Source organism: Streptomyces sp. NPDC091289 (assembly GCF_044757365.1).
Lineage (GTDB): Bacteria > Actinomycetota > Actinomycetes > Streptomycetales > Streptomycetaceae > Streptomyces.
Genome location: NZ_JBIVUT010000030.1, coordinates 45,303 through 69,449 on the forward strand (window position 1 = coordinate 45,303; position 24,147 = coordinate 69,449).

20 protein-coding genes are annotated in these 24,147 nt (G+C 72.7%); 10 read left to right on the forward strand and 10 right to left on the reverse strand.

Going from position 1 to position 24,147, the window contains the following annotated elements; translation table 11 throughout:
- Positions 1-101: 101 nt before the first annotated feature.
- The 4 genes from paaK (at position 102) to ACIQPT_RS32450 (ending at position 4,015) form a co-directional block, all read left to right on the forward strand.
- Positions 102-1,397: a phenylacetate--CoA ligase PaaK gene (gene paaK, locus ACIQPT_RS32435; RefSeq protein ID WP_401161147.1), complete on the forward strand. Its 1,296-nt coding sequence runs from the start codon at positions 102-104 to the stop codon at positions 1,395-1,397.
- 109 nt (positions 1,398-1,506) lie between these two features.
- Positions 1,507-2,388 carry an ABC transporter substrate-binding protein gene (locus tag ACIQPT_RS32440; RefSeq protein ID WP_401161149.1) on the forward strand — a complete coding sequence of 294 codons (882 nt, stop codon included), beginning with the start codon at positions 1,507-1,509 and terminating at the stop codon, positions 2,386-2,388.
- The gene (locus ACIQPT_RS32445; RefSeq protein WP_401161151.1) at positions 2,385-3,266 is read left to right on the forward strand and encodes an amino acid ABC transporter permease; all 882 of its coding nucleotides are present in this window, start codon (positions 2,385-2,387) and stop codon (positions 3,264-3,266) included. Before ACIQPT_RS32440 ends, ACIQPT_RS32445 begins: the two co-directional genes overlap by 4 nt.
- On the forward strand, positions 3,263-4,015 hold the full coding sequence (locus ACIQPT_RS32450; RefSeq protein ID WP_401161153.1) for an amino acid ABC transporter ATP-binding protein: 753 nt from the start codon (positions 3,263-3,265) through the stop codon (positions 4,013-4,015). The genes ACIQPT_RS32445 and ACIQPT_RS32450 overlap by 4 nt, the downstream gene beginning before the upstream one ends.
- Before the next feature lie 6 nt (positions 4,016-4,021).
- Here the strand turns inward: ACIQPT_RS32450 and ACIQPT_RS32455 are convergent, their stop codons facing one another.
- Positions 4,022-5,527: an acyl-CoA synthetase gene (locus ACIQPT_RS32455; protein WP_401161155.1), complete on the reverse strand. Its 1,506-nt coding sequence runs from the start codon at positions 5,525-5,527 to the stop codon at positions 4,022-4,024.
- A 154-nt stretch (positions 5,528-5,681) separates the two neighbouring features.
- Here ACIQPT_RS32455 and ACIQPT_RS32460 point away from each other — a divergent pair, with 154 nt between their 5' ends.
- Positions 5,682-8,096: an acylase gene (locus ACIQPT_RS32460; RefSeq protein ID WP_401161157.1), complete on the forward strand. Its 2,415-nt coding sequence runs from the start codon at positions 5,682-5,684 to the stop codon at positions 8,094-8,096.
- A gap of 94 nt (positions 8,097-8,190) precedes the next feature.
- On the opposite strand, the gene ACIQPT_RS32465 is transcribed toward ACIQPT_RS32460, so the two are convergent.
- The 5 genes from ACIQPT_RS32465 to ACIQPT_RS32485 all read right to left on the reverse strand — a co-directional run bounded on the left by ACIQPT_RS32465 (position 8,191) and on the right by ACIQPT_RS32485 (position 12,363).
- A complete protein-coding gene (locus tag ACIQPT_RS32465; RefSeq protein ID WP_401161159.1) occupies positions 8,191-8,619 on the reverse strand; it encodes a peptidoglycan-binding protein in 429 nt (142 codons plus the stop codon).
- A gap of 76 nt (positions 8,620-8,695) precedes the next feature.
- The gene (locus tag ACIQPT_RS32470; RefSeq protein ID WP_401161161.1) at positions 8,696-9,142 is read right to left on the reverse strand and encodes a peptidoglycan-binding protein; all 447 of its coding nucleotides are present in this window, start codon (positions 9,140-9,142) and stop codon (positions 8,696-8,698) included.
- 133 nt (positions 9,143-9,275) lie between these two features.
- Positions 9,276-9,545, reverse strand: coding sequence for a hypothetical protein (locus ACIQPT_RS32475; RefSeq protein ID WP_401161163.1), 270 nt, complete (start codon positions 9,543-9,545; stop codon positions 9,276-9,278).
- 161 nt (positions 9,546-9,706) lie between these two features.
- Entirely contained in the window at positions 9,707-11,257 is a 1,551-nt protein-coding gene (locus ACIQPT_RS32480; protein WP_401161165.1) for an acyl-CoA synthetase, read from the reverse strand.
- Positions 11,254-12,363, reverse strand: coding sequence for an NAD(P)H-dependent flavin oxidoreductase (locus tag ACIQPT_RS32485; protein ID WP_401161167.1), 1,110 nt, complete (start codon positions 12,361-12,363; stop codon positions 11,254-11,256). The genes ACIQPT_RS32480 and ACIQPT_RS32485 overlap by 4 nt, the downstream gene beginning before the upstream one ends.
- Positions 12,364-12,590: 227 nt before the next feature.
- Here ACIQPT_RS32485 and ACIQPT_RS32490 point away from each other — a divergent pair, with 227 nt between their 5' ends.
- Entirely contained in the window at positions 12,591-14,600 is a 2,010-nt protein-coding gene (locus ACIQPT_RS32490) for a serine hydrolase (protein WP_401161169.1), read from the forward strand.
- 102 nt (positions 14,601-14,702) lie between these two features.
- Here ACIQPT_RS32490 and ACIQPT_RS32495 read toward each other — a convergent pair whose 3' ends face one another.
- The 3 genes from ACIQPT_RS32495 to ACIQPT_RS32505 form a co-directional block, all read right to left on the reverse strand.
- Entirely contained in the window at positions 14,703-16,295 is a 1,593-nt protein-coding gene (locus ACIQPT_RS32495) for a phytoene desaturase family protein (RefSeq protein ID WP_401161171.1), read from the reverse strand.
- 332 nt (positions 16,296-16,627) lie between these two features.
- Positions 16,628-18,817 (reverse strand): tetratricopeptide repeat protein, encoded by a 2,190-nt coding sequence (locus ACIQPT_RS32500; RefSeq protein ID WP_401161174.1) that lies wholly within the window; start codon positions 18,815-18,817, stop codon positions 16,628-16,630.
- A 29-nt stretch (positions 18,818-18,846) separates the two neighbouring features.
- Positions 18,847-19,752: an oxygenase MpaB family protein gene (locus tag ACIQPT_RS32505; RefSeq protein ID WP_401161176.1), complete on the reverse strand. Its 906-nt coding sequence runs from the start codon at positions 19,750-19,752 to the stop codon at positions 18,847-18,849.
- A 124-nt stretch (positions 19,753-19,876) separates the two neighbouring features.
- On the opposite strand from ACIQPT_RS32505, the gene ACIQPT_RS32510 reads away from it, so the two are divergent.
- Entirely contained in the window at positions 19,877-20,326 is a 450-nt protein-coding gene (locus tag ACIQPT_RS32510; protein ID WP_401161178.1) for a hypothetical protein, read from the forward strand.
- Between the two features lie 51 nt (positions 20,327-20,377).
- On the opposite strand, the gene ACIQPT_RS32515 is transcribed toward ACIQPT_RS32510, so the two are convergent.
- The gene (locus ACIQPT_RS32515; RefSeq protein ID WP_401161180.1) at positions 20,378-21,304 is read right to left on the reverse strand and encodes an SDR family oxidoreductase; all 927 of its coding nucleotides are present in this window, start codon (positions 21,302-21,304) and stop codon (positions 20,378-20,380) included.
- A 118-nt stretch (positions 21,305-21,422) separates the two neighbouring features.
- Here ACIQPT_RS32515 and ACIQPT_RS32520 point away from each other — a divergent pair, with 118 nt between their 5' ends.
- The 3 genes from ACIQPT_RS32520 to ACIQPT_RS32530 all read left to right on the forward strand — a co-directional run bounded on the left by ACIQPT_RS32520 (position 21,423) and on the right by ACIQPT_RS32530 (position 24,081).
- Complete coding sequence (locus tag ACIQPT_RS32520) at positions 21,423-22,100, forward strand: TetR/AcrR family transcriptional regulator (protein ID WP_401161182.1); 678 nt, start codon at positions 21,423-21,425, stop codon at positions 22,098-22,100.
- An 81-nt stretch (positions 22,101-22,181) separates the two neighbouring features.
- A complete protein-coding gene (locus tag ACIQPT_RS32525; protein WP_401161184.1) occupies positions 22,182-22,877 on the forward strand; it encodes a TetR/AcrR family transcriptional regulator in 696 nt (231 codons plus the stop codon).
- A gap of 49 nt (positions 22,878-22,926) precedes the next feature.
- Complete coding sequence (locus ACIQPT_RS32530) at positions 22,927-24,081, forward strand: FAD-dependent oxidoreductase (protein WP_401161187.1); 1,155 nt, start codon at positions 22,927-22,929, stop codon at positions 24,079-24,081.
- Positions 24,082-24,147: the final 66 nt, after the last annotated feature.

Here is a 24,147-nt window from a genome sequence, read left to right on the forward strand (position 1 = left end):
GCGTGCGCCCCTCTTGCCAGCGCCCCCGACCTCCTGCATTACTGCTCCCAGGAAGATCGACCGAATGATCGGTCGCCCGGTTCGGGAGAGGAAGGGTCCTTATGACGGCCATGCTGGACGCGGCGGAACGGCTCGGCCGGGGCGAACTGGAGACCCTGCAACTGGAGCGGCTCCGGACCACGCTGCGGCACGCGTACGACAACGTCCCCTTCTACCGCGCCGCCTTCGACCGCGCGGGGCTGCTGCCCGACGACTGCCGTACGCTCGCCGATCTGGCCCGGTTCCCGTTCACCGCGAAGACGGATCTGCGGGACAACTACCCCTTCGGGATGTTCGCCGTACCGGAGCACGAGGTGCGCAGGATCCACGCCTCCAGCGGCACGACGGGCCGTCCGACGGTCGTCGGGTACACCGAGCGGGACCTGGACACCTGGGCGGACGTGGTGGCCCGTTCGATCCGGGCGGCGGGCGGCCGGCCCGGCCACAAGGTCCATGTGGCGTACGGGTACGGGCTGTTCACCGGCGGGCTCGGGGCGCACTACGGGGCGGAGCGGCTCGGCTGCACGGTGATTCCGGCCTCCGGGGGCATGACCGCGCGCCAGGTGCAGCTGATCCAGGACTTCCGGCCCGAGATCATCATGATCACGCCGTCGTACATGCTGACGCTGCTGGACGAGTTCGAGCGGCAGGGCGTCGATCCGCGCTCCACGTCCCTGAAGGTCGGGATCTTCGGCGCGGAGCCGTGGACCGAGGGGATGCGCCGGGAGATCGAGGACCGGTTCGCCATCGACGCGGTCGACATATACGGGCTCTCCGAGGTGATGGGCCCGGGGGTCGCGCAGGAGTGCGTGGAGACGAAGGACGGGCTGCACATCTGGGAGGACCACTTCTATCCGGAGGTCGTGGACCCGTTCACCGGTGAGGTGCTGCCCGACGGCGAGGAGGGGGAGCTGGTCTTCACCTCGCTGACCAAGGAGGCGATGCCGGTGATCCGCTACCGCACCCGGGACCTGACGCGGCTGCTGCCGGGGACGGCGCGGACGTTCCGCCGGATGGAGAAGGTCACCGGCCGCAGCGACGACATGGTGATCCTGCGCGGGGTCAACCTCTTCCCCACCCAGATCGAGGAGATCGTGCTGCGTACGCCCGCCGTCGCCCCGCACTTCCAACTGCGGCTGACCCGGCAGGGGCGGCTCGACGCGCTCACCGTCCGGGCGGAGGCACGGGCGGACGCCACGGCGGCCGACCGGGAGAAGGCGGCGCTGGCCATCGCGGCGGCGGTGAAGGACGGCGTCGGGGTGTCGGTGGGGGTCGAGATCGTGGATCCGGAGTCGCTGGAACGCTCGGTGGGCAAGATCCGGCGGATCGTGGACCTGCGGGAGTCCGGCACGGGGTGAACAGCGCCGGTGACCGGCCTGTTCACACCCCCGCAACACCCGTTCCCACTATGCGGACAGCTGCGTGAATATCTCGACAGAGGGGGCCGGGCACTGCGAGTCTCCCGCTATGCATCTCGCCAACCGGTCCCTGGTCACCGCCCTGTGCTCCGCCGTAACCCTCTGCGCCGTCCTCACGGGCTGCGCCCCGCAAGCGGGCAAGCAGGAGGAGGCGTCGGGCCAGGCCGGTGCGACGACGTCCTGCGCACCCGGAGAGCTCGCCACCCAGGTCACCGGGAAGCTGACCGTCGGCACCGACAAGCCCGCGTACGCCCCGTGGTTCTCCGACGACGAGCCGTCCAACGGGAAGGGCTTCGAGTCGGCGGTGGCCTACGCCGTGGCGAAGGAGCTCGGCTACGACCGCGACGCGGTGGTATGGCAGCACACCCCGTTCAACAGCGCGTTCGCGCCCGGTGCGAAGAAGTTCGACTTCGACATCAACCAGGTCTCCATCAGCGAGGAGCGGAAGAAGGCCGTCGCCTTCTCCTCCGGCTACTACGACGTGCGCCAGGCCGTCGTCGCCCTGAAGTCGTCCAAGGCCGCGAAGGCGACGAGCGTGGCCGACCTCAAGGACGTGAAGCTGGGCGCGCAGGTGGGCACCACCAGCCTGGACTTCATCACCGATCTGGTGAAGCCGGGCGAGAAGCCCGCCGTCTACCAGCGCAACGACTTCGCCAAGTCGGCGTTGAAGACCGGCCAGGTGGACGCCATCGTGGTGGACCTGCCGACCGCCTTCTACATCACCGGGGCCGAGGTGCCCGAGGCGAAGGTGGTGGGCCAGTTCGCCGACTCCCCCGGTGACCCGGAGCAGTTCGGCCTGGTCCTCGACAAGGAGTCCGCGCTGACCTCCTGCGTGAGCGGTGCGGTGGACGCCCTGCGGAAGGACGGCACGCTGGCCGCCCTGGAGAAGGAGTGGCTCTCCGACGCCGTCGACGCGCCGGTGCTCAAGTGACGCTGCACAAGACGCCGGCCGCCGTCGAGGACGGCTACGTCCCCTCCGAGCGCCGGCTCGCCCGCGAGCGGTACCGGCGGGGCCGCACCCGGCGGGCCACCGCGATCGCCGCGACCAGCACGCTGGTGACGGGCGCGCTGCTGTTCCTGCTGATCACAGGCTCGCCGGGCTGGACCCGTACCAAGGAGACGTTCTTCAGCGCCCATTACGCGCGCGTCGCCTTCCCCCAGGTCATGGAGGGCCTGTGGCTGAACCTCCGGCTGCTGGCCGTGTGCGGTGCGGCCGTCCTGGTGCTCGGCCTGCTGCTGGCGGTGGCGCGCACCCTGCGCGGTCCGGTGTTCTTCCCCGTACGGGCGCTGGCGACCGCGTACACGGACTTCTTCCGGGGGCTGCCGCTCATCATCTGCCTGCTGATGGTGGTCTTCGGGGTGCCCGCCCTGCGGCTGGAGGGGGTGACCACCGATCCGGTGCTGCTGGGCGGCGGCGCGCTGGTGCTGACGTACTCGGCGTACGTCGCGGAGGTCTTCCGGGCGGGCATCGAGTCCGTGCATCCCTCGCAGCGGGCGGCGGCGCGTTCGCTGGGGCTGAGCAGCGGGCAGGCGCTGCGCTTCGTCGTACTGCCGCAGGCGGTGCGGCGGGTGGTGCCGCCGCTGCTGAACGATCTGGTGTCGCTCCAGAAGGACACCGGCCTCGTCTCGATCGCCGGGGCGGTGGACGCCGTGTACGCGGCGCAGATCATCGCGAGCAAGGACTTCAACTACACCCCGTACGTCGTCGCGGGTCTGGTCTTCGTGGCGCTGACCATCCCGATGACCCGGCTCACCGACTGGGTGACGGCCCGGATGGACCGGCGGCGGGCCCAGGGAGGACTCGTATGAGCAACGCTCCGGTGCTGCGGATGGAAGCGGTCCGCAAGTCGTTCGGTATGTCGCTGGTGCTGCGGGACGTGGACCTGGAGGTCGCCCCGCACACGGTGACCGCGCTGATCGGGGCCTCCGGCTCCGGAAAGTCGACGCTGCTGCGCTGTGCCAACCTCCTGGAGGAGATCGACGACGGGGCGATCTGGCTGGAGGGCGAGGAGATCACGGACCCCCGGGCCGACGCGGACGCGGTGCGCCGCCGGATCGGCGTGGTGTTCCAGGCGTACAACCTCTTCCCGCATCTGACCGTCCTGCAGAACATCACGCTGGCCCCGCGCCGGGTCCACGGGCTGTCCCGGTCCCGGGCCGAGGCGGAGGCCCGCGAGCTGCTGGAGCGGCTGGGTCTCGGGGCGAAGGCGGACGAGTATCCGGACCGGCTCAGCGGCGGACAGCAGCAGCGGGCGGCGATCGTCCGGGCACTGGCGGTACGCCCCCGGCTGCTGCTCCTCGACGAGATCACCGCCGCCCTGGACCCGGAGCTGGTGGGCGAAGTGCTGGGCCTCGTACGGGAGGTGAAGGAGGACGGCATGACGATGGTGATCGCCACGCACGAGATGGCGTTCGCGCGCGAGGTCGCCGACCAGGTGTGCTTCCTGGACGCCGGGGTGGTGCTGGAGCGCGGCACGCCCGAGGAGGTGTTCGGCGCGCCCCGCGAGGAGCGCACCCAGCGCTTCCTGCGGCGGATCGTGGAGGCGGGGCGCTTGTAATCGTCCTCAGGCCAGCTCGTCCCGCAGTCGCCGCTTGAGGATCTTCCCGCTGGCGTTGCGCGGCAGTGAGTCCACGAACACCACGCGCTTGGGCGCCTTGAAGGCGGTGAGCCTCTCGCGGGCGTGAGCGATGAGTTCGCTCTCGTCCACGCTCGCCTCGCCCCGCAGGACGACCACGGCGGTGACGGCCTCGATCCAGCGGTCGTCGGGGAGGCCGATGACGGCGGTCTCGGCGACGGCGGGATGGGTGTAGAGGGCGTCCTCGACCTGGCGGGAGGCGACGAGGACGCCGCCGGAGTTGATGACGTCCTTGACCCGGTCGACGACGGTGAGGAAGCCCTCGGCGTCGCGGACCGCGAGGTCGCCGGAGTGGAACCATCCGTCGCGGAAGGCCGCCGCCGTCTCCTCGGGCTTGTCCCAGTAGCCGGAGCACAGTTGGGGCGATCGGTAGACGACCTCGCCGGGGGCGCCGTCGGGGGTGTCCTCGCCCTTCTCGTCGACGACGCGGGCCTCCACGAAGAGGACCGGACGGCCGCAGGACTCCATCCGGCCCTCGTGCTCGTCGGGGCCCAGCACGGTGGCCAGCGGGCCGATCTCGCTCTGGCCGAAGCAGTTGAAGAAGGCCAGGTGCGGGAGGCGTGCGCGCAGCCGTTCCAGGACGGGCACGGGCATGATCGAGGCCCCGTAGAACGCCTTGCGCAGGCCGCCGAGGTCGCGGGTGGCGAACTCCGGGTGGTTGGCGAGGCCGATCCAGACGGTGGGCGGGGCGAACAGGCTGTCGGCCAGGCCCGCTTCGACGAGGTCGAAGATCCGGGCGGCGTCGGGCGCGTCCAGGATGGTGTTCTCCGCGCCCACCGCCAGATAGGGCAGCAGGAACACATGCATCTGGGCCGAGTGGTAGAGCGGCAGGGAGTGCAGGGGCCGGTCGGCGGCGGCGAGGCCGAGCGCGGTGATCGCGCTGACGTACTCGTGGACCAGGGCCCCGTGCGTCATCATCGCGCCCTTGGGCAGCGCGGTGGTCCCGGAGGTGTACAGCAGCTGCACCAGGTCGTCGGAGGCGGGCGGGCGCTGCGGGGTGAAGGACCGTTCCGTCTCCAGGGCGTCGAGCAGCGAACCGGGGGCGTCGCGCAGCGCGCGCACCGGGAGTCCGGCGGGGAGCCGCCCGGCGAGGTCCGGGTCGGTCAGGACGAGGGAGGAGCCGGACTGGTCGAGGAGGTAGGTCAGGTCGTCGCCGGTGAGGTTCTGGTTGACCGGTACGTGGACGAACCCGGCCCGGGCGCAGGCGAGGAAGCCGATGAGATAGGCGTCGGAGTTGTGCGCGTAGGCGGCCACCCGGTCACCGGGGGCCAGGCCGTGTTCCTCGGTGAGGACGGCGGCGGCCGTGGAGACGGCGGCGTCCAGGGAGCGGTAGGTCCAGGCCCGGTCGGCGTACCGTACGGCGGTCCGGGCGGGGGCGCGCCGGGCGCTGCGGGTGAGGACGCCGTCGACTGTGCTGCTGCGTACACCTGTCATGGCGTGATCCTGTGCGGCCCGGGCCCCGGGGGTCAAGAGGCTGGATACCGACCAGACGGTTGACAGTTCGCGGGGCTGCCTGGCTGAGTGGCGCGTGGCTGTCCGGACGGTCCGGAGCGGCCGCCGTGCCACCCGTATCGCTGGGAGGAACACCGTGACGTTACGCAACCGTCTGAGACTGCTCGGGGTCGCCGGTCTCGCCCTGTTCACCGTGTCGGCCTCGCTGCCGCCGGCCACCGCGTCCGGGTCCGGGCAGGAGCGGCGCCCGTCCGGCGGCGGGCTCTCCGCCGTCATCCGGTACACGGAGTACGGCATTCCGCACATCGTGGCCAAGGACTACGCACAGCTCGGCTTTGGCACCGGCTGGGCGCAGGCCGCCGACCAGGTGTGCACGCTGGCGGACGGCTTCCTCACGGTGCGCGGCGAACGGTCGAGGTTCTTCGGCCCGGACGCCGCAACGGACTTCTCACTCTCCTCGGCGGCGACGAACCTCTCCAGCGACCTGTACTTCCGGGGCGTCCGGGACAGCGGCACGGTGGAGAAGCTGCTGAAGGTCCCCGCGCCGGCCGGGCCGAGCCGGGACGCCAAGGAGACGATGCGGGGGTTCGCCGCCGGGTACAACGCGTGGATCAAGCAGAACCGGACCACCGACCCGGCCTGCCGGGGCGCGTCCTGGGTGCGCCCGGTGACGGCACTGGACGTGGCGGCGCGCGGCTACGCGCTGGCCGTGCTCGGCGGCCAGGGGCGCGGGATCGACGGCATCACGGCCGCGCGGCCGCCGGCCGCCGCTCCCCCGGCGCCCGGGGTCACGCCCGAGGAGGCGGCGAAGGCTGCCGAGCGGCTGCTGTCGGCGCAGAACGCGGACATGGGTTCCAACGCGGTGGCGTTCGACGGCTCCACCACGGCGAACGGGCGCGGGCTGCTGCTCGGCAACCCGCACTACCCGTGGCAGGGCGGCCGCCGCTTCTGGCAGTCGCAGCAGACGATTCCCGGTGAGCTGAACGTGTCGGGCGCGTCCCTGCTGGGCTCGACGACGATCTCGATCGGGCACAACGCCGATGTGGCGTGGAGCCATACGGTCGCCACGGGCGTCACGCTGAATCTGCATCAGCTGACGCTGGATCCGGCCGACCCGACCACGTATCTGGTGGACGGGAAGCGGGAGCGGATGACGCAGCGGACGGTGAGCGTCCCGGTGAAGGGCGGGGCCGAGGTGACCCGGACCCAGTGGTGGACGCGCTACGGCCCGGTCGTCGACTCCATGGGCGCGGCGCTGCCACTGCCCTGGACGGCGAGCACGGCGTACGCGCTCAACGACCCGAACGCGACGAACCTGCGGATGGCGGACACCGGTCTGGGCTTCAGCAAGGCCCGTTCCACGGCGGACGTCGAGCGTTCGCTGCACCGGAACCAGGGCATGCCGTGGGTAAACACGATCGCGGCGGACCGGGCGGGGCACTCGTTCTTCGCCCAGTCGCAGGTACTGCCGAGGATCACGGACGAGCTGGCCGAACGCTGCTCGACCCCGCTGGGTCAGGCCACGTATCCGGCTTCCGGACTGGCGGTGCTGGACGGTTCGCGGACGGACTGCGCGCTGGGCAGCGACTCGGACGCGGTGCAGCCGGGCATCTTCGGTCCGAGCCGGATGCCCACGCTGAAGAACCGGCCGTACGTGGAGAACTCCAACGACAGCGCGTGGCTGACCAACGCCGACCGGCCGCTGACCGGGTACGAGCGGGTCTTCGGCACGGTCGCGACGCCCCGGTCGATGCGGACCAGGGGCGCGATCGAGGATGTCGCGGCGATGGCGGACCAGGGCCGTCTCCGGGTCGCGGATCTCCAGCGGCAGCAGTTCGCCAACCGGGCGCCGGCCGGTGACCTGGCCGCGTCCGAGGCGGCGAAGTGGTGCGCGGCGCTGCCGGGCGGCACGGCTGTGGGCACGGACGGCACGCCGGTCGATGTGTCGGCGGCCTGCCGGGTGCTGCGGCGCTGGGACCGGAGCGTGGACAGCGCCAGCCGGGGCGCGCTGCTCTTCGACCGGTTCTGGCGGAGGGCGTCGTCGGTGCCCGCCGCCGAGCTGTGGCGGACCCCGTTCGACCCGGCCGACCCGGTGCGCACCCCGCGCGGTCTGAACACCGCCGCGCCCGGCGTGGGCACGGCCCTGGCCGACGCGGTGGCGGAGCTGCGGGCGGCGGGCATCGCACTCGACGCGCCGCTGGGAAAGCACCAGTTCGTCGTACGGAACGGCAAGCGGCTCCCGATCGGCGGCGGGACGGAGTCGCTGGGCATCTGGAACAAGACCGAGCCGGTGTGGAACGCGGCGGCGGGCGGCTATACGGAGGTGTCGTCGGGCTCCAGCTACATCCAGGCGGTCGGCTGGGACGACAGCCGCTGCCCGGTGGCCCGGACACTGCTGACGTACTCCCAGTCGGAGAACCCGAAGTCACCGCACTTCAGCGACCAGACCCGGCTGTACGCGGGTGAGCGCTGGGTGACGTCCCGGTTCTGCGAGAAGGACATCGCCCGCTCGCCGGCCCTGCGGGTGGTGCGGGTGCACGAGCGGCGGTAGCGCGGTGGGCAGGTGGGTGCGCCCATCCGCGGTGAGTAGGGCGTCCGCCTCGGCGGGCGCCCCGCTCACCCGGCGCGTCGTGATCTGCGGGGAGTTACGGAAGCTTCCCGCAGACGCCGTCGCTCGCCCGCCACGTCAGCTTGTCGCGGGTCTTCGGGCCGTACATGCCGTCGTCATCGAGCTTCAGAGCACGCTGCACGATCTCCAGTTGCGTTTCGGTGATCTCCCCGAAGTGGCCGTCGACCTCCACGCTGCTCCGCCCGTGGCAGTAACGCAGCGAGCGCTGGATCGCCTTCACGTGCGAACCGGAGGCTCCCCGGCCGGTGATGCAGCTGAAGCTCGTGTTGTAGGCGGGGATCTGGGCCAGGCTGTGGTCGCCGCCGCTGACGAAGTTGCCCAGTGTGGTGTTGCACCAATTCGCCGCCGCGGCCGGAGTCGCCGTGCCGACCACACCCAGTCCGGACAACAGCAGCATTCCCGCTACCGCGCCCGCCTTGGCCCGTGTGGTGGTGTTCCTCTTCATACGTGGGTCTCCTCGTTGGCTGTCCACGGGCTCGGTCCGGAGTGCTCGGCGTTCACGCGCGAGCGCGGGGCGGTGCTCAGATCGACCCACAGCCTTGGAAGCTGCCGTCCAGCTTCTTGTGACGCGGCCACTTCAGCGCGTCGCGGGTGTTGGGGCCGTAGATGCCGTCCTGCTTGGTACCGGCCTTGCCCTGCGCGGCCCACAGAGCCGAGTAGGTCTTCGGGCCGAAGATCCCGTCGACGTCCTTCTCCGCTTCCAGCCCCACGTTGTAGCAGTCCTTCAACGCCTGCTGCAGCGCCTTGACGTGGTTGCCGGTGGCGCCCTGGGCCATGGTGCAGCCGGTGCTGGTGCCGTTGGCCGGAACGAAGATGTGGTTGTAAGTGCCCTTCATGATCGACTTGCCGGTGTTGCAGTAGCCGGCAGCCGCCGCCGGAGCGGCCGTAGCGACCATTCCCGCTCCGGCGACCAGCATGAACCCAGCCGTGACGCCCGCCTTGGCGCGCAGCGTGTGAACCCGCTTCATAAGTTGCTCCCCCTTGACCTCGGTCCGCGTGGGCCGGAGGGCACAGGCGATGGGCCCTCCGGCCCACGACAAGTCTCAGGGACAGGCGCGCACGCGCATACCTAGAACGTTTCAGGTTGCGCCGCGCCCGGGATCACCCCTGAGCGGCTCCGTCCTCCGCCCGCACGCAGGCCAACTGCGCGTCGCTCAGTGGCGGGTCGAACCCTTCCGGGAACAGCAGCATGCGCGGCTGCGGCCACATGTTCTCCGGTCCGTGCTCCTGACAGTCCAGGGCGACGAGGTGCGGCCCGTCCCCGCAGGACTCGTGTCGGTAGGGGCGGTCATGCGTCTGGCAGAAGTACCCGAACACGGAGCAGTGGTCATCGCTGACCGGTTCGTGGAAGCCGGGGTCGCTGACGATCACGGTCACCGGCTCCTGCCGGTTGAGCCGAGGGATGGGCCGGGGATCACACCACAGCAGTCGAGGAGGGAGCACATCCTCATCCTGCACCGAGGCCGAGCGGCAAAGGCAGCACCCCTCTGCCCCACAGGACCCCGGTGCGCCTTTGGCTGACGCGGCCCGCCTCAAAGGGATCGCTCGAAGCCCTCCCAGTACGGTTCGCGCAGCCGTCGTTTGTAGAGCTTGCCGTTGGGGTCGCGGGGCATGGCGGTGATGAAGTCGAGGGAGCGGGGGCGCTTGTATCCGGCGAGCCGCTCCTCGCAGTGGGCGAGGATCGCGGCGGCGAGCTCGTCCGACGGCTCGTGGCCCTCGGCCGGTTCGACGACGGCCTTGACCTCCTCGCCCCGGTCGGCGTGCGGGATGCCGAAGGCGGCGGCGTCCGCGACGGCGGGGTGGGTGAGCAGGGCGGACTCGATCTCGGCGGGGTAGATGTTGACGCCGCCGGCGATGATCATGTCGATCTTGCGGTCGCGGAGGAAGAGGTAACCGTCCTCGTCCAGCACACCCAGGTCGCCGACGGTGAAGAAGTCGCCGATGCGGTTCTTCCGGGTCTTGGTCTCGTCCTTGTGGTAGCTGAAGCCGCCGGTGCTCATCTTCATGTAGACGGTGCCCAGTTCGCCCGCCGCGAGCCGGTTGCCGTCGTCGTCGAAGACGGCCAGTTCGCTGATCGGCCAGGCCTTGCCGACAGTGCCGGGCTTCTTCAGCCAGTCCTCGGCGGTGGCGAACGCTCCGCCTCCCTCGCTGGCCGCGTAGTACTCCTCGACGCAGCTCCCCCACCAGTCGATCATGGCGCGTTTGACGTGGTCGGGGCAGGGGGCAGCGCCGTGGATGGCGTGCCGCATGGAGGTGACGTCGTAGCGGGCCCTGACCTCGTCGGGGAGTGCGAGCAGGCGGTGGAACTGCGTCGGGACCATGTGGGTGTGGGTGCAGCGGTGGGCGTCGATGAGGCGCAGCATCTCCTCCGGGGCCCAGCCGTCCATCAGGACGAGCGGATGGCCGATGTGGAGTGCGGCGCCCGCGAATTGGAGCACGGCGGTGTGGTACAGCGGCGAGCAGACCAGGTGGACGTTGTCGTCGAACGGCCGGATGCCGAAGATGCCGAGGAAGCCGCCGAGGTAGGTCTCCTCGGGTCGCTTTCCGGGCAGCGGGCGCCGGATGCCTCGCGGGCGTCCGGTGGTGCCCGAGGTGTAGTTCATGACCCAGCCGAGGGTCCGGCCGTCCGGTGGGGTGCCGGGGTGGCCTTCGAGGAGTTCGGCGTAGGGGCGGCAGCCGGTGACCGTGCCGACGCCGTAGCGGTGGGTGGCGGGCAGGTCCGCCTCGTCGGCGGCGGCCGTCGCGGTGGCCGCGAAGCGTTCGTGGGCGATCAGGACGCGGGCGCCCGAGTCGGCGACGATCCAGGCGATCTCGGGGCCGACGAGGTGGTGGTTGACCGGGACGAGGTAGAAGCCGGCCTGCGAGGCGGCGAGGTAGGCGGTGAGGAGTTCGACGCCGTTGGGGAGTACGACGGCGAACGCGTCGCCCTCGCGCAGTCCCGCCGCGCGCAGTCCGTGGACCATGCGGTTGACGTCGGCGTGCAGGCGGTCCGCGCTCCACTCCTCGCCGTCGGGGGCGATCAGGACGGTGCGGTCGGGGTCGGCGGCGGCCTGGGCCCAGAAGCCGTTGGGCGGCTGGTTCACGTGGCGCTCCTTCCGGCGATGCGGTTCATGCGGGTGACGGCCCGTTCGAAGCCGCGGGTGAGGTCGTCGACGACGGCCTGGACGCTGCGTTCGCTGGTCATCCGGCCGACGATCTGCCCGACGGGCGTGCCGAGCAGTTCCCCGACCTCGTACTTCTGGATCCGCGAGACGGCCTCGGCGACCAGCAGCCCCTGGAGCGGCATGGGCAGGGGCCCGGGTCCGGCCCCGTCCTCCCAGGCGTCGGTCCATGCGGTACGGAGCTGGCGTGCGGGCTTCCCGGTGAGGGCGCGGGAGCGGACGGTGTCGCCGGAGCCGGCGGCGAGCAGCTTGGCGGTCAGGGCCTCGGAGTGCAGGTCGGCCTCCTCGGTGGTGAGCCAGAGGGAGCCGAGCCAGACGCCCTGCGCGCCGAGGGCGAGTCCGGCGGCGACCTGTTCGCCGCTGCCGATGCCTCCGGCGGCTAGCACGGGCAGCGGGGCGACGGCCTCGACGACTTCGGGGACCAACACCATGGAGCCGATCTCGCCGGTGTGACCGCCCGCCTCGTACCCCTGGGCGACGACGACGTCGATGCCCGCCTCCGCGTGCCGCCGGGCGTGCCGGGCGCTTCCGGCCAGGGCGGCGACGAGGACCCCGTGGTCGTGGGCCCGTTCGATGACGTCGGCGGGCGGGGAGCCGAGGGCGTTGGCGAGCAGCTTGATCGGGTAGTCGAAGGCCACGTCGAGCTGCCCCCGGGCGACCTCCTCCATCCAGCCGGTGATGCGCCAGCCGGACGCCTCTCCTTCGGCGAGTTCGGGCACGCCGTAACGGGCCAGGAGCTCTTGGACGAATCCGCGGTGTTCGTCCGGGATCATCGCCTCGACGTCCGCCTCGGTGACGCCCTCGACCTTCTTGGCCGGCATCACCACGTCCAGGCCGTAGGGCTTGCCGTCGGCGTGCTTGTGCAGGCGGTCCAGGTCACGCGCGAGGTCCTCGGGGGCGGTGTAGCGGACCGCACCGAGCACGCCGAAGCCGCCGGCTCTGGTGATGGCCGCTGCGACCTCGGGAAACGGCGTGAAGCCGAAGATGGCGTGCTCGATTCCCAGTTGCCGGCTCAGTTCCGTCTCCATGGGCGGCAGGATGCCGCAGCCGGGCGACCGAGGGAAGAGGTTTTCTGATGCAGTGTCAGATTCTTTGCGGGCCGGGACGCGCACGGGAGCGCGGGGGTGACAGTAATCTCTGCGGCGGCAGGAACTTTCACTGCTCGGCGAGATTTCGGAAGTTACTTTCGCGCGGGCGCCGGAACACGGCCACCACGGCCCGGTGACCGGACGTCAGGCGCGGGAAGGAGTTGCGGATGACCGGGGACACGCAGGGGAACGGACGGGCGGCGAGCGCCCGGGGCGGTCATGACGGCCGGGGCACGCGGGGAGGCGGGGAACAGGCAGCGATCCGTGACTCCGCGACCGGCGCGGGCACGGCCGGCGCGGGCACGGCCGGGGGTCAGGCCCCAGCGACCGGCTCCCGCTCGACCGGGAGCGGCATCGCCCGGCGGCGGCTGGGCGGCGGGATACTGGCGCTGGGTGGTGCGCTCGCGCTGACGCCGATCCCGCTCGCGGGCGCGGCCGCCCGGAGCGGACCGGGCGCGGGGGTGACGGACAGAGCGGCGAACACGGGAGCGGGCATGGAGTCAGGGACGCACCGGCCCACGCTGCGGCGCGGGAGCGCCGCACGCGCCGGGCTGCTCCAGGGGCCGCTGGACCAGCTCGTACGGGACGCCGAGGCCTACCTCGCCGACTCCCCCGAGCACCCCTGGTACGCGGGCGCGGTGCTGCTCGCCGGGCGGGGCGGCACGGTGGCGCTGCACCGGCCGATCGGCAAGGCCGTGCGCTATTCCGCGTACGACGAGAAGACCGACACCGGAGTGGAGTTCCCGGCGGAGCAGCAGATCGCGATGGCCGAGGACACCGTCTTCGACCTGGCCTCGATCTCCAAGCTGTTCACCTCGCTCCTGGCGGTCCAGCAGATCGAGCGCGGCGAACTGGAGCTGGAGGCGACGGTCGCCTCGTACCTCCCGGACTTCGCGGGCGGCGGCAAGCAGGACATCACGGTCCGTCACCTGCTCACGCACACCTCGGGTTTCCGGGCGTGGATCCCGCTGTACGAGGAGCCGGCCCGGGAGGGCAAGCTCCGGATGCTGTGGGAGGAGGTTCCCGCGAGCACCCCGGGCAGCGCCTATCTCTACTCCGACCTCAATCTGATCTCGCTGCAACTGATCCTGGAGAAGATCACCGGCCGCCCGCTGGACACCCTGCTCCGCGAGGAGATCACCGACCCGCTCGGGATGCGCCGCACCCGCTACAACCCGCCCGCCTCCTGGAAGCCGAAGATCGCCGCCACCGAGGACGCCCGGCTGCCCTGGTCCGGGCTCGATCGCGGTCTTGTCTGGGGCGAGGTGCACGACGAGAACGCGTTCAGCCTGGACGGGGTGGCGGGTCACGCCGGGGTGTTCTCCTGCGCCTGGGACCTCGCGGTGCTCGCCCGGACGCTCCTCAACGGCGGGGTGTACGGCCGCTCCCGCATTCTGTCCGAGGACTCCGTCGACCTGCTGTTCACCGACTTCAACACCGCGTTCCCGGGCGACGAGCACGGCCTCGGCTTCGAGCTCTACCAGCACTGGTACATGGGGGCGATGGCGACTCCGCGCAGTGCGGGGCACACCGGATTCACCGGGACCAGCCTGGTGCTCGACCCGTCGACCGACACCTTCCTCATCGTGCTGGGCAACTCCGTCCATCCCGTACGGAGTTGGCGCTCGGGCAGCGCGCCCCGGGTGGCGGCCGCCAACCAGCTGGCACGGGCCGTTCCGGTCCGGCCCGAACGGGGGCGCACCGCCTGGTTCTCCGGGATGGCGAGCGCGTCCACCGCCACCCTCGCCCTGCCCGCCCTGCGGCTGAACTCCGCGCGGGCGCGCCTGGAGTGCGCCCTGTGGTGGGACACCGAACCGGCCGCCGACGGCTTGTTCCTGGAGGCGTCGGCGGACGGCCAGGAGTGGCAGCCGGTGCCGTTCACCACGCTCGCGCCGGGCCCCGGCCACCACCGCCCGGACCCGCGGCCGCACCCGACGGGCTCGGCGACCGGCTGGTCGGGGCGCGCCTGGCACCGGCTGGAGGCGGACCTGACGGCCTGGCGCGGCCGGGACGTCCGCCTGCGCTGGCGATACACCACCGATCAGCTGTACGTGGGACGCGGCGCGTACGTGGACGGCCTGCGGGTCCGCGACGGCGTCCGCATGGCCTTCGACGCGGAACGGCCCCGGGACGCCGGCCGGATCGACGCGACGGGCTGGGTGCCGTCGGCGGACTGACCGGCACGGGCGGTGTGAGCGGCACGGGCGATGCGGGCCGCGCAGGCGGTGCGGGCCGTCGGGGTCAGTCCCTGGCGGCCCGGACCGTCGGGCCGGGCCTGGTCACCGCCCCAGCGCCGCCATCGCCGCGTTGTGGCCGGGGACTCCGCTGACCCCGCCGCCGCGCACCGCGCCCGCCCCGCAGAGCAGCACGTTGGCGTGCGCGGTCTCCACGCCCCAGCGCCCGGTGCCCTCGTCCGCGTACGGGAAGGAGAGGTCGCGGTGGAAGATATGGCCGCCGGGCAGCCGCAGATCGCGCTCCAGGTCGAGCGGGGTCTTGGCCTCGATACAGGGCTCGCCCCTCTCGTCGAGGGCCAGGCAGTCGGTGACCGGCTCCTCCAGGTGGGCGTCCAGTTCGGCCAGGGTCGCCTTCAGCAGGGCCGCGCGGGCGGCGTCGTTGTCGGCGGCGAACAGCCGGGCCGGGGCGTGCAGCCCGAAGAGGGTGAGGGTCTGGTAGCCGCGCGCCGCGAGGTCGGGGCCGAGGATCGAGGGGTCGGTCAGCGAGTGGCAGTAGATCTCGGACGGCGGGGCCGCGGGCAGTCGGCCCGCCGCCGCGTCCCGGTAGGCGTCGGCGAGCTGCCCGTACCCCTCGGCGATATGGAAGGTTCCGGCGAACGCCTGCCGGGGGTCGACGGACCGGTCACGGAGCTTCGGCAGCCGGGTGAGCAGCATGTTCACCTTGAGCTGGGCGCCCTCCGCGGGCGGGGGCGGGGTGTCTCCGAGGAGGGCGGCGAGCGCCTGCGGGGAGGCGTTGACGAGCACCCGGCGGGCGGCGACGACGTGTTCGCCGTCCGGGGTGCGGACGGTGACCTCGGCGGCCTCGCCGTCGGTCTCGATCCGGGTCGCCTCGTGCCGTACGCGGATCTCGGCGCCCGCCGCACGGGCGGCGGCGGCCAGCGCGTCGGTGAGCGCGCCCATGCCGCCGACGGGGACGTCCCAGTCGCCGGTGCCGCCGCCGATCACGTGGTACAGGAAGCACCGGTTCTGGAGGAGCGAGGTGTCGTGGGCGTCGGCGAAGGTGCCGATCAGGGCGTCGGTGAGGACGACTCCGCGCACCAGGTCGTCGGCGAAGTTCTCCTCGACGGCCACTCCGAGCGGTTCCTCGAACAGCATCCGCCAGGCGTCGGGGTCGTCGATCCGCTCGCGCAGCGCGTCCCGGGCGGGCAGTGGTTCGGTGAGCGTCGGGAAGACGCGCTCGGCGACCCGCTGGGTCATCCCGTAGAACCGCTGCCAGGCCGCGTACTCGCGCTCGCCGCCGGTGAGTGCGGCGAAGGACTCCCGGGTGCGGTCGCCCGCGACGAGCAGCCCGGTGGGGCGCCCGTCGCGTACGGCGGGGGTGTAGGAGGAGACGGTCCGCTTGCGTACGGCGAAGTCGAGGCCGAGGTCCCGGACGATCTTGTCCGGCAGCAGGGACACCAGATACGAGTAGCGCGAGAGCCGGGCGTCGACCCCGGCGAAGGGGCGGGTCGAGATCGCCGCTCCCCCGGTGGTGCCGAGACGTTCCAGGACGAGGACGGACTGTCCGGCGCGCGCGAGGTAGGCGGCGGCGACCAGGCCGTTGTGACCGCCGCCGACGATCACGGCGTCGTAGCGGTCCCGGGCGGCGGGCTGATGACCTGCGGATGTCCGGGGTGCGGGTGACTGGGGTGCGGGCATGCACCTTCGTAACACGCCGCTGTCCGTCCCGGCCAGAGGCGGCGGGAGGGACGTGCGGGAGGGGCGTGCGGGAAGGGGGCAGGCACGCGGGCCGGGCAGGATCGGCGCACGGGCGACGCGGGCGCGCAAGCGCCGGTTCGCGGGCGCTTGGGCGGATCGGCGCGGCGACACGCCCCTGTTCACACCCGGTGGGTCGACGAACCGGGCCCCCTCGCCGGGCGTCGGCCTTCTCGCCGGGCGTCGCCGCCGGGCCACGTTCCGCGCGGTGGGCGGCCGGAGCGCGTCCGGCGAATCCGCGGGGATCAGCGGGGATCAGCGGGGATCAGCGGGGATCAGCGGCCGGCGTCCGCCGACCGTCCGAGCCGCTCCAGGCAGTGCGCCTCGTCGTCGCGGGCCGCCAGCGTCTGGGGGTGGTCGGGTCCCAGCACCCGGGCGCGCGCTTCGGCGACCTGCCGGTACGCCACCAGGGCCTCGGCCCACCGGCCGAGCCAGCCGAGCCCCGCGGCGACTTCCCGGCGACTGATCACCGTGTCCGGGTGATCGGGTCCCAGGGTGCGTTCCCGCAGCGCGCAGACGTCGCGCGCCTCTGCGAGCGCCTCCTCCCAGCGGCCCGTCCGCCCCAGGTTGACGCCGAGGCCGTGCCGGGCGCGCAGTGTTTCGGGGTCGGCCGCTCCCGCGGTGCGGGTGCGGTCGGCGACCAGGGATCGGTACAGCTCCAGGGCCTCCGCGTCACGGCCTAGCCGGCCGAGGCTGATGCCGGCCTCGTAGCGGGCGGCGAAGGTGTCGGGGTGGTCGGCCCCGAGCGTGCTCGCGCGGGCCCGGGCGACGTCCTGGTAGGTCTCCAGCGCCTCGGCCCAGCGGCCCAGCCTGCCCAGGGTGTACGCCACCTCGTAGCGGGTCGCGAGGGTGTCGGGGTGGGTCGGGCCGAGCAGCCGGGCGCGGGCGTCGGCGACGTCCCGGGCCAGTCGCCAGGCCTCCTCGGGCCGCCCGAGCCGGCTGAGGTTGAACGCGAGGTTGTGGCGGCAGCGCAGGGTGTCGGGGTGGTCGGGGCCCATGACGCGTTCGCGGACGGCGAGGACCGCCTCGTACACCTGGTGGGCCTCGGCGTGCCGGCCGAGGCGGCCCAGGGCGTGGGCGGTCGCCTGGCGGGCGGCGAGCGTCTGCGGATGGTCGGCGCCCAGGGCCCGTTCGCGGCCCTCGGCGACCCGGGTGAACTCGCGCAGCCCTTCCTCGGCCCGGCCCGTACGGCTGAGGGTGAGGCCGATCTCGTAGCGGCTGGCGAGGGTGTCGGGGTGGTCCGGGCCGAGCAGGCGGCCGCGCTGGGCGGCGACCTCGCGGTGCACCTGAGCCGCCTCCTCCCAGCGGCCCAGGCGGCCGAGGTCGATGCCCGCGCTGTGGCGGCCCTCCAGCGTGGCGAGGAGGTCCGGGGCGGGGGGCGGCCCGGCCGACACGGAGACGAAGGTGTGGGAGTGCGGAGCGGCGGCGGTGGCGGTCGCGGTGGTCCATTGCCCCGTCAGCCCGGCGGCCGGGTCGGGCCGTTCGGCGACGGGGCCGCTCGCGCCGGCCGCCCGGTGCCCGGCGGTCATGGACCGGGTCCAGGCGGGCAGGGCCCTCTCCAGCGGCGCCGGCCCGGAGAGCGCGAGCGGTCCCGGGCCGAGCGCGGGCTGTTCCCCGGTGCGGCCGAGGACGATGCGGCGGCGCAGATCACCCGCGTCCACGGGCCGCTCCTCGGGGGCCTTGGCGAGCAGGTCGAGGACGACGCGGTCGAAGAAGCCGGGTAGCTCGGCACGGTGGGTGCGCAGCGGTTCCGGCGGGGTGTCGCGGTGCCCGACGAGCACCGCCCAGGCGTCCTCCTGGTCGAACGGCGGTACACCGGTGGCGATTTCGTACAGCACACAGCCCAGTGAATAGAGGTCGCTGCGGTGGTCGACCTCCTTGCCGCTGATCTGCTCGGGCGACATGTAGTGCGGGGTGCCCATGGCGAGGCCGGTGGTGGTGAGCCGGGAGGTCATGCCGATGTCGTGGCCGAGGCGCGCGATGCCGAAGTCGCAGATCTTCACCGTGCCGTCGGTCAGCCGCATGATGTTGGCGGGCTTGAGGTCGCGGTGGACGATGCCCTGCCGGTGGGTGTAGCCGAGGGCGTCGGCGACCTGTTCGGCGATGTCGACGACATGGTCGACGGGCAGCGGATGCTGCTGGTTCTCCGCCAGGAGCTGGCTCAGGTTCTGCCCGTCGAGCAGCTCCATGACGAGGTACAGCACGCCCTCGTACTCGCCGAAGTCGTGGACGACGGTGACGCCCCGGTGCTGGAGCGATGCGGCCACCCGGGCCTCGCGCCGGAAGCGTTCGCGCAGGATCCGGGTGAACGCCCGGTCGTGCTGGGGGCCCATGGGTTTGAGGCATTTGACGGCGACCTGACGGCCCAGCGACTCGTCGCGGGCGCGCCACACCTCGCCCATGCCGCCGCGCCCGATCAGTTCGAGCAGCCGGTACCGGCTCTGGATCAGCCTGGTGTCCGCCATCTGCCGCTTCCCGCCCCCGTTGTTCCCCGCTACTGGTGCTGCGCCCTCCCCGGCCCGTCCAGTATGGCTGCAGGTCCGCGGAGTTTGTACGCGGCGGGGCGGCTGTCGGGCCCGAGGCGTGCCATCGCCCCGAGAATGTGACCGGGCGGCAGCTGCCAGCGCACCCGGTCCGGGATCGCGCGCAGGACGGCGCCGGTGGCGCGCAGTCGCCGGTCGACGGTGTCCCGCGGCGGGGCCGGCCTGCCGTACAGGGCGTGGGCGTACGGCGGCAGCGACTGGTAGGCGAGTGCCGCCACGCGCCGCCACACCAGGGCGCGCGCCGGAACGAGCCAGGGGCGCACGGGCGGGCTGCGGAGGAAGTCGTCGACGTCGGCCGCCTCGGCTCCGGCGGCGAGTTCGGGCCGTACGCGGTCGAAGTAGGCGGCGAGTGCGGCGGTGGTGGCGGGCACCCGGTCCGGGTCGAGGCCGACGAGGCGGGCGCCGGTGCGGTGTTCGTCGATGTACCGGTCGGCCTGGGCGTCGGTGAGGGGGAAGCCGGAGCGGCGCTGGACCTGGAGGTAGGAGTCGGCCTCGGCGCAGTGCACCCAGAGCAGCAGCTCCGGTTCGCCGACTCCGTACGTCTCCCCGGTCTCCGGGTCGGTGGCCTTGAGCATGCGGTGGATCCGGCGGACCCGGGCGCCTGCCTGTTCGGCGGCGTCGGTGGTGCCGTAGGTGATGGTGCCGACGAAGGACGCCGTACGCATGAGCCGGCCCCAGGCGTCCCGGCGGAAGTCGCTGTTCTGGGTGACTCCGCGCACGGCGCGCGGGTGGAGTGCCTGGAGGTAGAGGGCGCGGATGCCCGCGATCCACATCATCGGGTCGCCGTGCATCTGCCAGGTGACCGACCGGGGCCCGAAGAGCCCCGGATCGGGGCGTACGGGAGAGGCGTCGTTCATCCGCGGGTACCTCCGGCTCTGCGGTGCACGGGGGCGGTGCCGGTACGCGTACAAGATCGGGAACAATGGTACGCCGGGGAAGGGCGCTTCCGGCAGGGTGGGGCGGACGACGATCGGGGGGACGATGCCCAGGTGGGGGCTGCTCGTGGAGCAGAATCTCGGGCTCGGGGGTCAGCGCCGGGTGTGGTCGGCCGACGTGCTGGGCCATGTGGACGGCACGCGCGAGGAGGCGTTGGAGGTCCTGCGGGCGCGCGCCGAGACCTTCGCGCCGGCCCATCCCTTCCATCCCCGGCGTCGGCGGCTCTACCAGGCGCACGACGGCTTCCTGCTGGTCCTGGACGGGGTCGTGCACAGCTTCCACTGCCGGTTCACGGTCGCCGAGCAGCTCATGGACAGTGCGGCCCCGGAGCCATCGCCCGAGCCGGACCCCGCCCCGCCGGCGGAACCGGAACCACCCGCGCCGGCCCCGGTACGCCGGAGGCCGCCGCCGCCGCCACCGCCCGAACCGCCGAAGGCGTGGGACGCCGATGTGCCGGAGGTTCCTTCGTGGTTGGGCCGCGAGGACCTGTCCTGACACCTGGTCCGGCCGTGCCCGAGCGTGCTCCTCCGCTTCCCGCGCGCCGGATCACGCGATGTGGGCGGGGAGCGACACCCCGGTCAGCCGTTCCGACACGGCCCAGAGCCGGGCGTTGGCGGCCGGGTCGAGGGCCCGGCGGGTGACACGGGCGGGGGCGGTGGGGCCGACGAGCCCGAAGCGTCCGCCCGGTCCGAAGTAGCTGCCGGGGGTGACGCCGGCGGCGGTGGCCGCGTACAGCAGGGGCTCCGCGCCCTGCTCGGGGAGCTGGGACGGCAGCATGCTCATCGAGTTGAGCATCGAGCGCTTGGGCTTGTCCCGGCCCAGACTCGCGCCCGCCGCCTGGAGATTGGTGCGGGTGTACCCGGGGTGGGCGCCGGTGCTCAGCAGGTCCCAGCCGCGCTCGGCGGCCACGTCCGCCAGGTGCCGGGTCATCATCAGGTCGGCGAGCTTGGACTGCGCGTAGGACTGGTTGGCGCTGTAGCGGCGGCGCTCCCACTGGAGGTCGTCGAAGCGGATCCGGCCGTAGGTGGCGGTGCCGCTGCTCATCGTGGCGACCCGGGGCGCGGGGGCCGCCAGCAGCAGCGGGAGCAGCCGGACGGTGAGCGCGAACGGGCCGAGGTAGTTGCTGCCGAACTGCAGCTCGAAGCCGTCGACGGTGGTCATCCGGGTCGGCGGGGCCATCACTCCGGCGTTGTTGAGCAGCAGGTCGACCGGGACGCCGTCGGCGGTCAGCCCGTCGGCGAACGCCTCGACGGAGGCCAGGTCCGCGAGGTCGACGCGGCGGACCTCGATCCGCGCCCCGGGGTGCTCGGCGAGGATCTCGGCGCGGGCCCGCTCGCCCTTGGCGGGGGTGCGGACCGCCATCACGACGTGCGCTCCGGCCCCGGCGAGGCGGCGGGCGGCTTCCTTGCCGGTGCCGCTGTTGGCTCCGGTGACGACGGCGGTCTTCCCGCTCTGATCCGGAACGGCGTACATGGCGAACTCCTTCACGACAGGCTGACCCCGGACCGTAAAGAACCGGCGGTCTCTTGATGAAAACGCTAGCAGACCACCGGTCCGATAACAACAGACCGAGGGTCTGTAAGGTGTCCGTATGACAGAGACGCCCTTCCAGCGCGCCCGCAGCGAGGAACAGCGCGCGGTGCGCCGCCGAGCGATCCTCGACACCGCGGCGGCGATGCTCACGGAGCTGCCCGTGGCGCAGGTGAGCCTGAACGAGCTGAGCCGGCGGGTGGGGCTGGCGAAGTCGAACGTGCTCCGCTACTTCGAGTCCCGCGAGGCCGTGCTGCTGGAGCTGCTGGGCAGCGCCCAGCGCGACTGGCTGGCCGGCCTGGACGCGGAATTCGCGGCGACGGTGGACGCCGGGGCCCCGGCCGCCGAGCGCACGGACCGGGTGGCCGCGACCCTGGCCGCATCACTGGCCGCCCGCCCGGTGCTCTGCGATCTGATCAGCGCCCAGGCGGCGGTCCTGGAACGCAACGTGTCCCCCGAGGTGGCCGCGACCTACAAGCGCGCCGCCCTGGCGAACGTCGCCGAGCTGGCCCGCCTCGTACGCGAGCCCATGCCGGAGCTGGACGAGCACCGGGCGGGGCGGTTCGCCGCCGGAACCCTCCTGGTGACCGGCGCGATCTGGACGCACGCCCAGCCCTCGGCCGCGATGCTGGCGGCCTACGAGGCCGATCCTTCACTGGCGGTGATGCGGCTCGACTTCACCGCGACACTCGAGGAGACGCTCGCCGTCCTGCTCACCGGGGTGCTCGCCCGCCCCTGAACGGGACACCCGCAGTACCCACACTGCCCGGCGCGCGTGAACGAACTTGTTCGTCACGAACATGTTCGTTACGGTGATGGCATGACACCTTCTCCCCCTCCCGCACCACGGAGCCGTCGGGAGCGTCCGGCCAAGCCCGCCCTCAGCCACGCGGCGATCGTCACGGCGGCCGTACGGATCATGCGGTCCGAGGGGCTGCGGCGCGTCACCGTGCGACGTCTGGCGAAGGAGCTCGACACCGGTCCGGCCTCGCTGTACGTCTACTTCTCCGGCACCGCCGACCTGCACGCGGCGATCCTGGAGGAGTTCCTCGGCGCGGTCGACCTGCGCCCCGTGACCGGTCCCGGCGACTGGCGCGACCGGCTCGCCTCGGTGCTCATCTCGTACACGGGCGTCCTGTTCGAGCATCCGAGCCTCGCGCACTCCGCGTTGGTGGTGCGCCCGTCCGGCGCCCACTACCTCGCGGTGGTCGAGGGGGTCCTCTCCCTTCTCCACGAGGGAGGCGTCCCCGACGGGCAGGCGGCGTGGGGGGTCGACCTGCTGCTCCAGGTGGCCACCGCGACCGCCGCCGAACACTCCGCACGCGACGAGAACGCCGCGGCGGGCGAGGAGTGGAGCGCCCTGGTCGAGGCCCTGCGCGGAGCACCGGCCGACACCCATCCCCGGATCGCGGCCCTCGGCGACGACCTGATGTCCGGCACCCCGCGGCAACGCCTGCGCTGGCTGTTCCGCGCGGTCGTCAACGGCGCACTCACCACCCCGCGCGACCCCGCCTGACCCGGTTCTCCCACCGGACGGCGGTCGCCCCCGCGAAAGGACCGACACCATGGCAACCACCACCTCCCACCACCCGATCACCGTCGTCGGCGGCGGACTCGGCGGTCTCACACTCGCCCGCGTCCTGCACGTTCACGGCCTCGAGGCCACCGTCCTCGACCTGGAGGCGTCCCCGCGGGCGCGGACCCAGGGCGGCATGCTCGACATCCACGAGGAGACCGGCCAGGCGGCCCTGCGCGAAGCCCGTCTGTACGAGGAGTTCACGGACCGGGTCCACCCCGGCGGCCAGGCGATGCGCGTCCTCGACCGGCACGGCGTCGTCCGGCGCGAGGAGCCCGACGACGGCAGCGGCGGCCGCCCCGAGATCGACCGCGGAGACCTGCGGGAGCTGCTGCTCTCCTCGCTCCCGGGCGGGGCCGTGCGCTGGAACGCCAAGGCGGTGTCCTGCCGTCCGCTGGGCGGGGGCGGGCACGAGGTCGAGCTGGCCGACGGCTCGGTGTTCACCACGGACCTGCTCGTCGGCGCCGACGGTGCCTGGTCGCGCGTCCGCCCCCTGGTGTCCCCCGCGATCCCCGCGTACACGGGCATCTCGTTCGTCGAACTCGACCTGAACGACGCGGACGTACGCCATCCCGAGGCGGCCGAGCTGATCGGCGGCGGCATGTTCTTCGCGCTCGGCGAGGAGAAGGGCTTCCTCGCCCACCGCGAGACGGACGGCAGCCTGCACATCTATGCAGCCCTGCGCGCGGACGAAAGCTGGCTGGGGACCGTCGACTTCACCGACGCCGACGCGGCGAAGGCGATCCTGGTGAAGCACTTCGACGGCTGGGCACCCGCCCTGCGCGACCTCGTCTCCGCGGCGGACGGCCCGCTCGTGCCCCGCCACATCCACGCCCTGCCGGTTGGACACCGCTGGCCCCGCACTCCGGGCGTCACGCTCCTCGGCGACGCGGCCCACCTGATGTCGCCCTTCGCCGGCGAGGGCGCCAACCTGGCCCTGATCGACGGCGCGGGCCTCGGACGCTGCCTGGCCGCGCACCCGGGCGACACCGAGGCGGCGCTGACGGCGTACGAGGAGATCCTGTTCCCCCGCGCGGAGGACACGGCCCGGGAGTCCGCCGAGGGGCTGGAGGTCATCTTCGACCCCCGCGCCCCGCAGCCGCTGGTCGACATGTTCGCGCGGTTCGACGGCGAGCGGCACTGACCACGACGAGCCCTTCGCGGGGCCGGCCGGGCCTCGGGGGCATGGATCGAAACCGGCTTCGTTGTT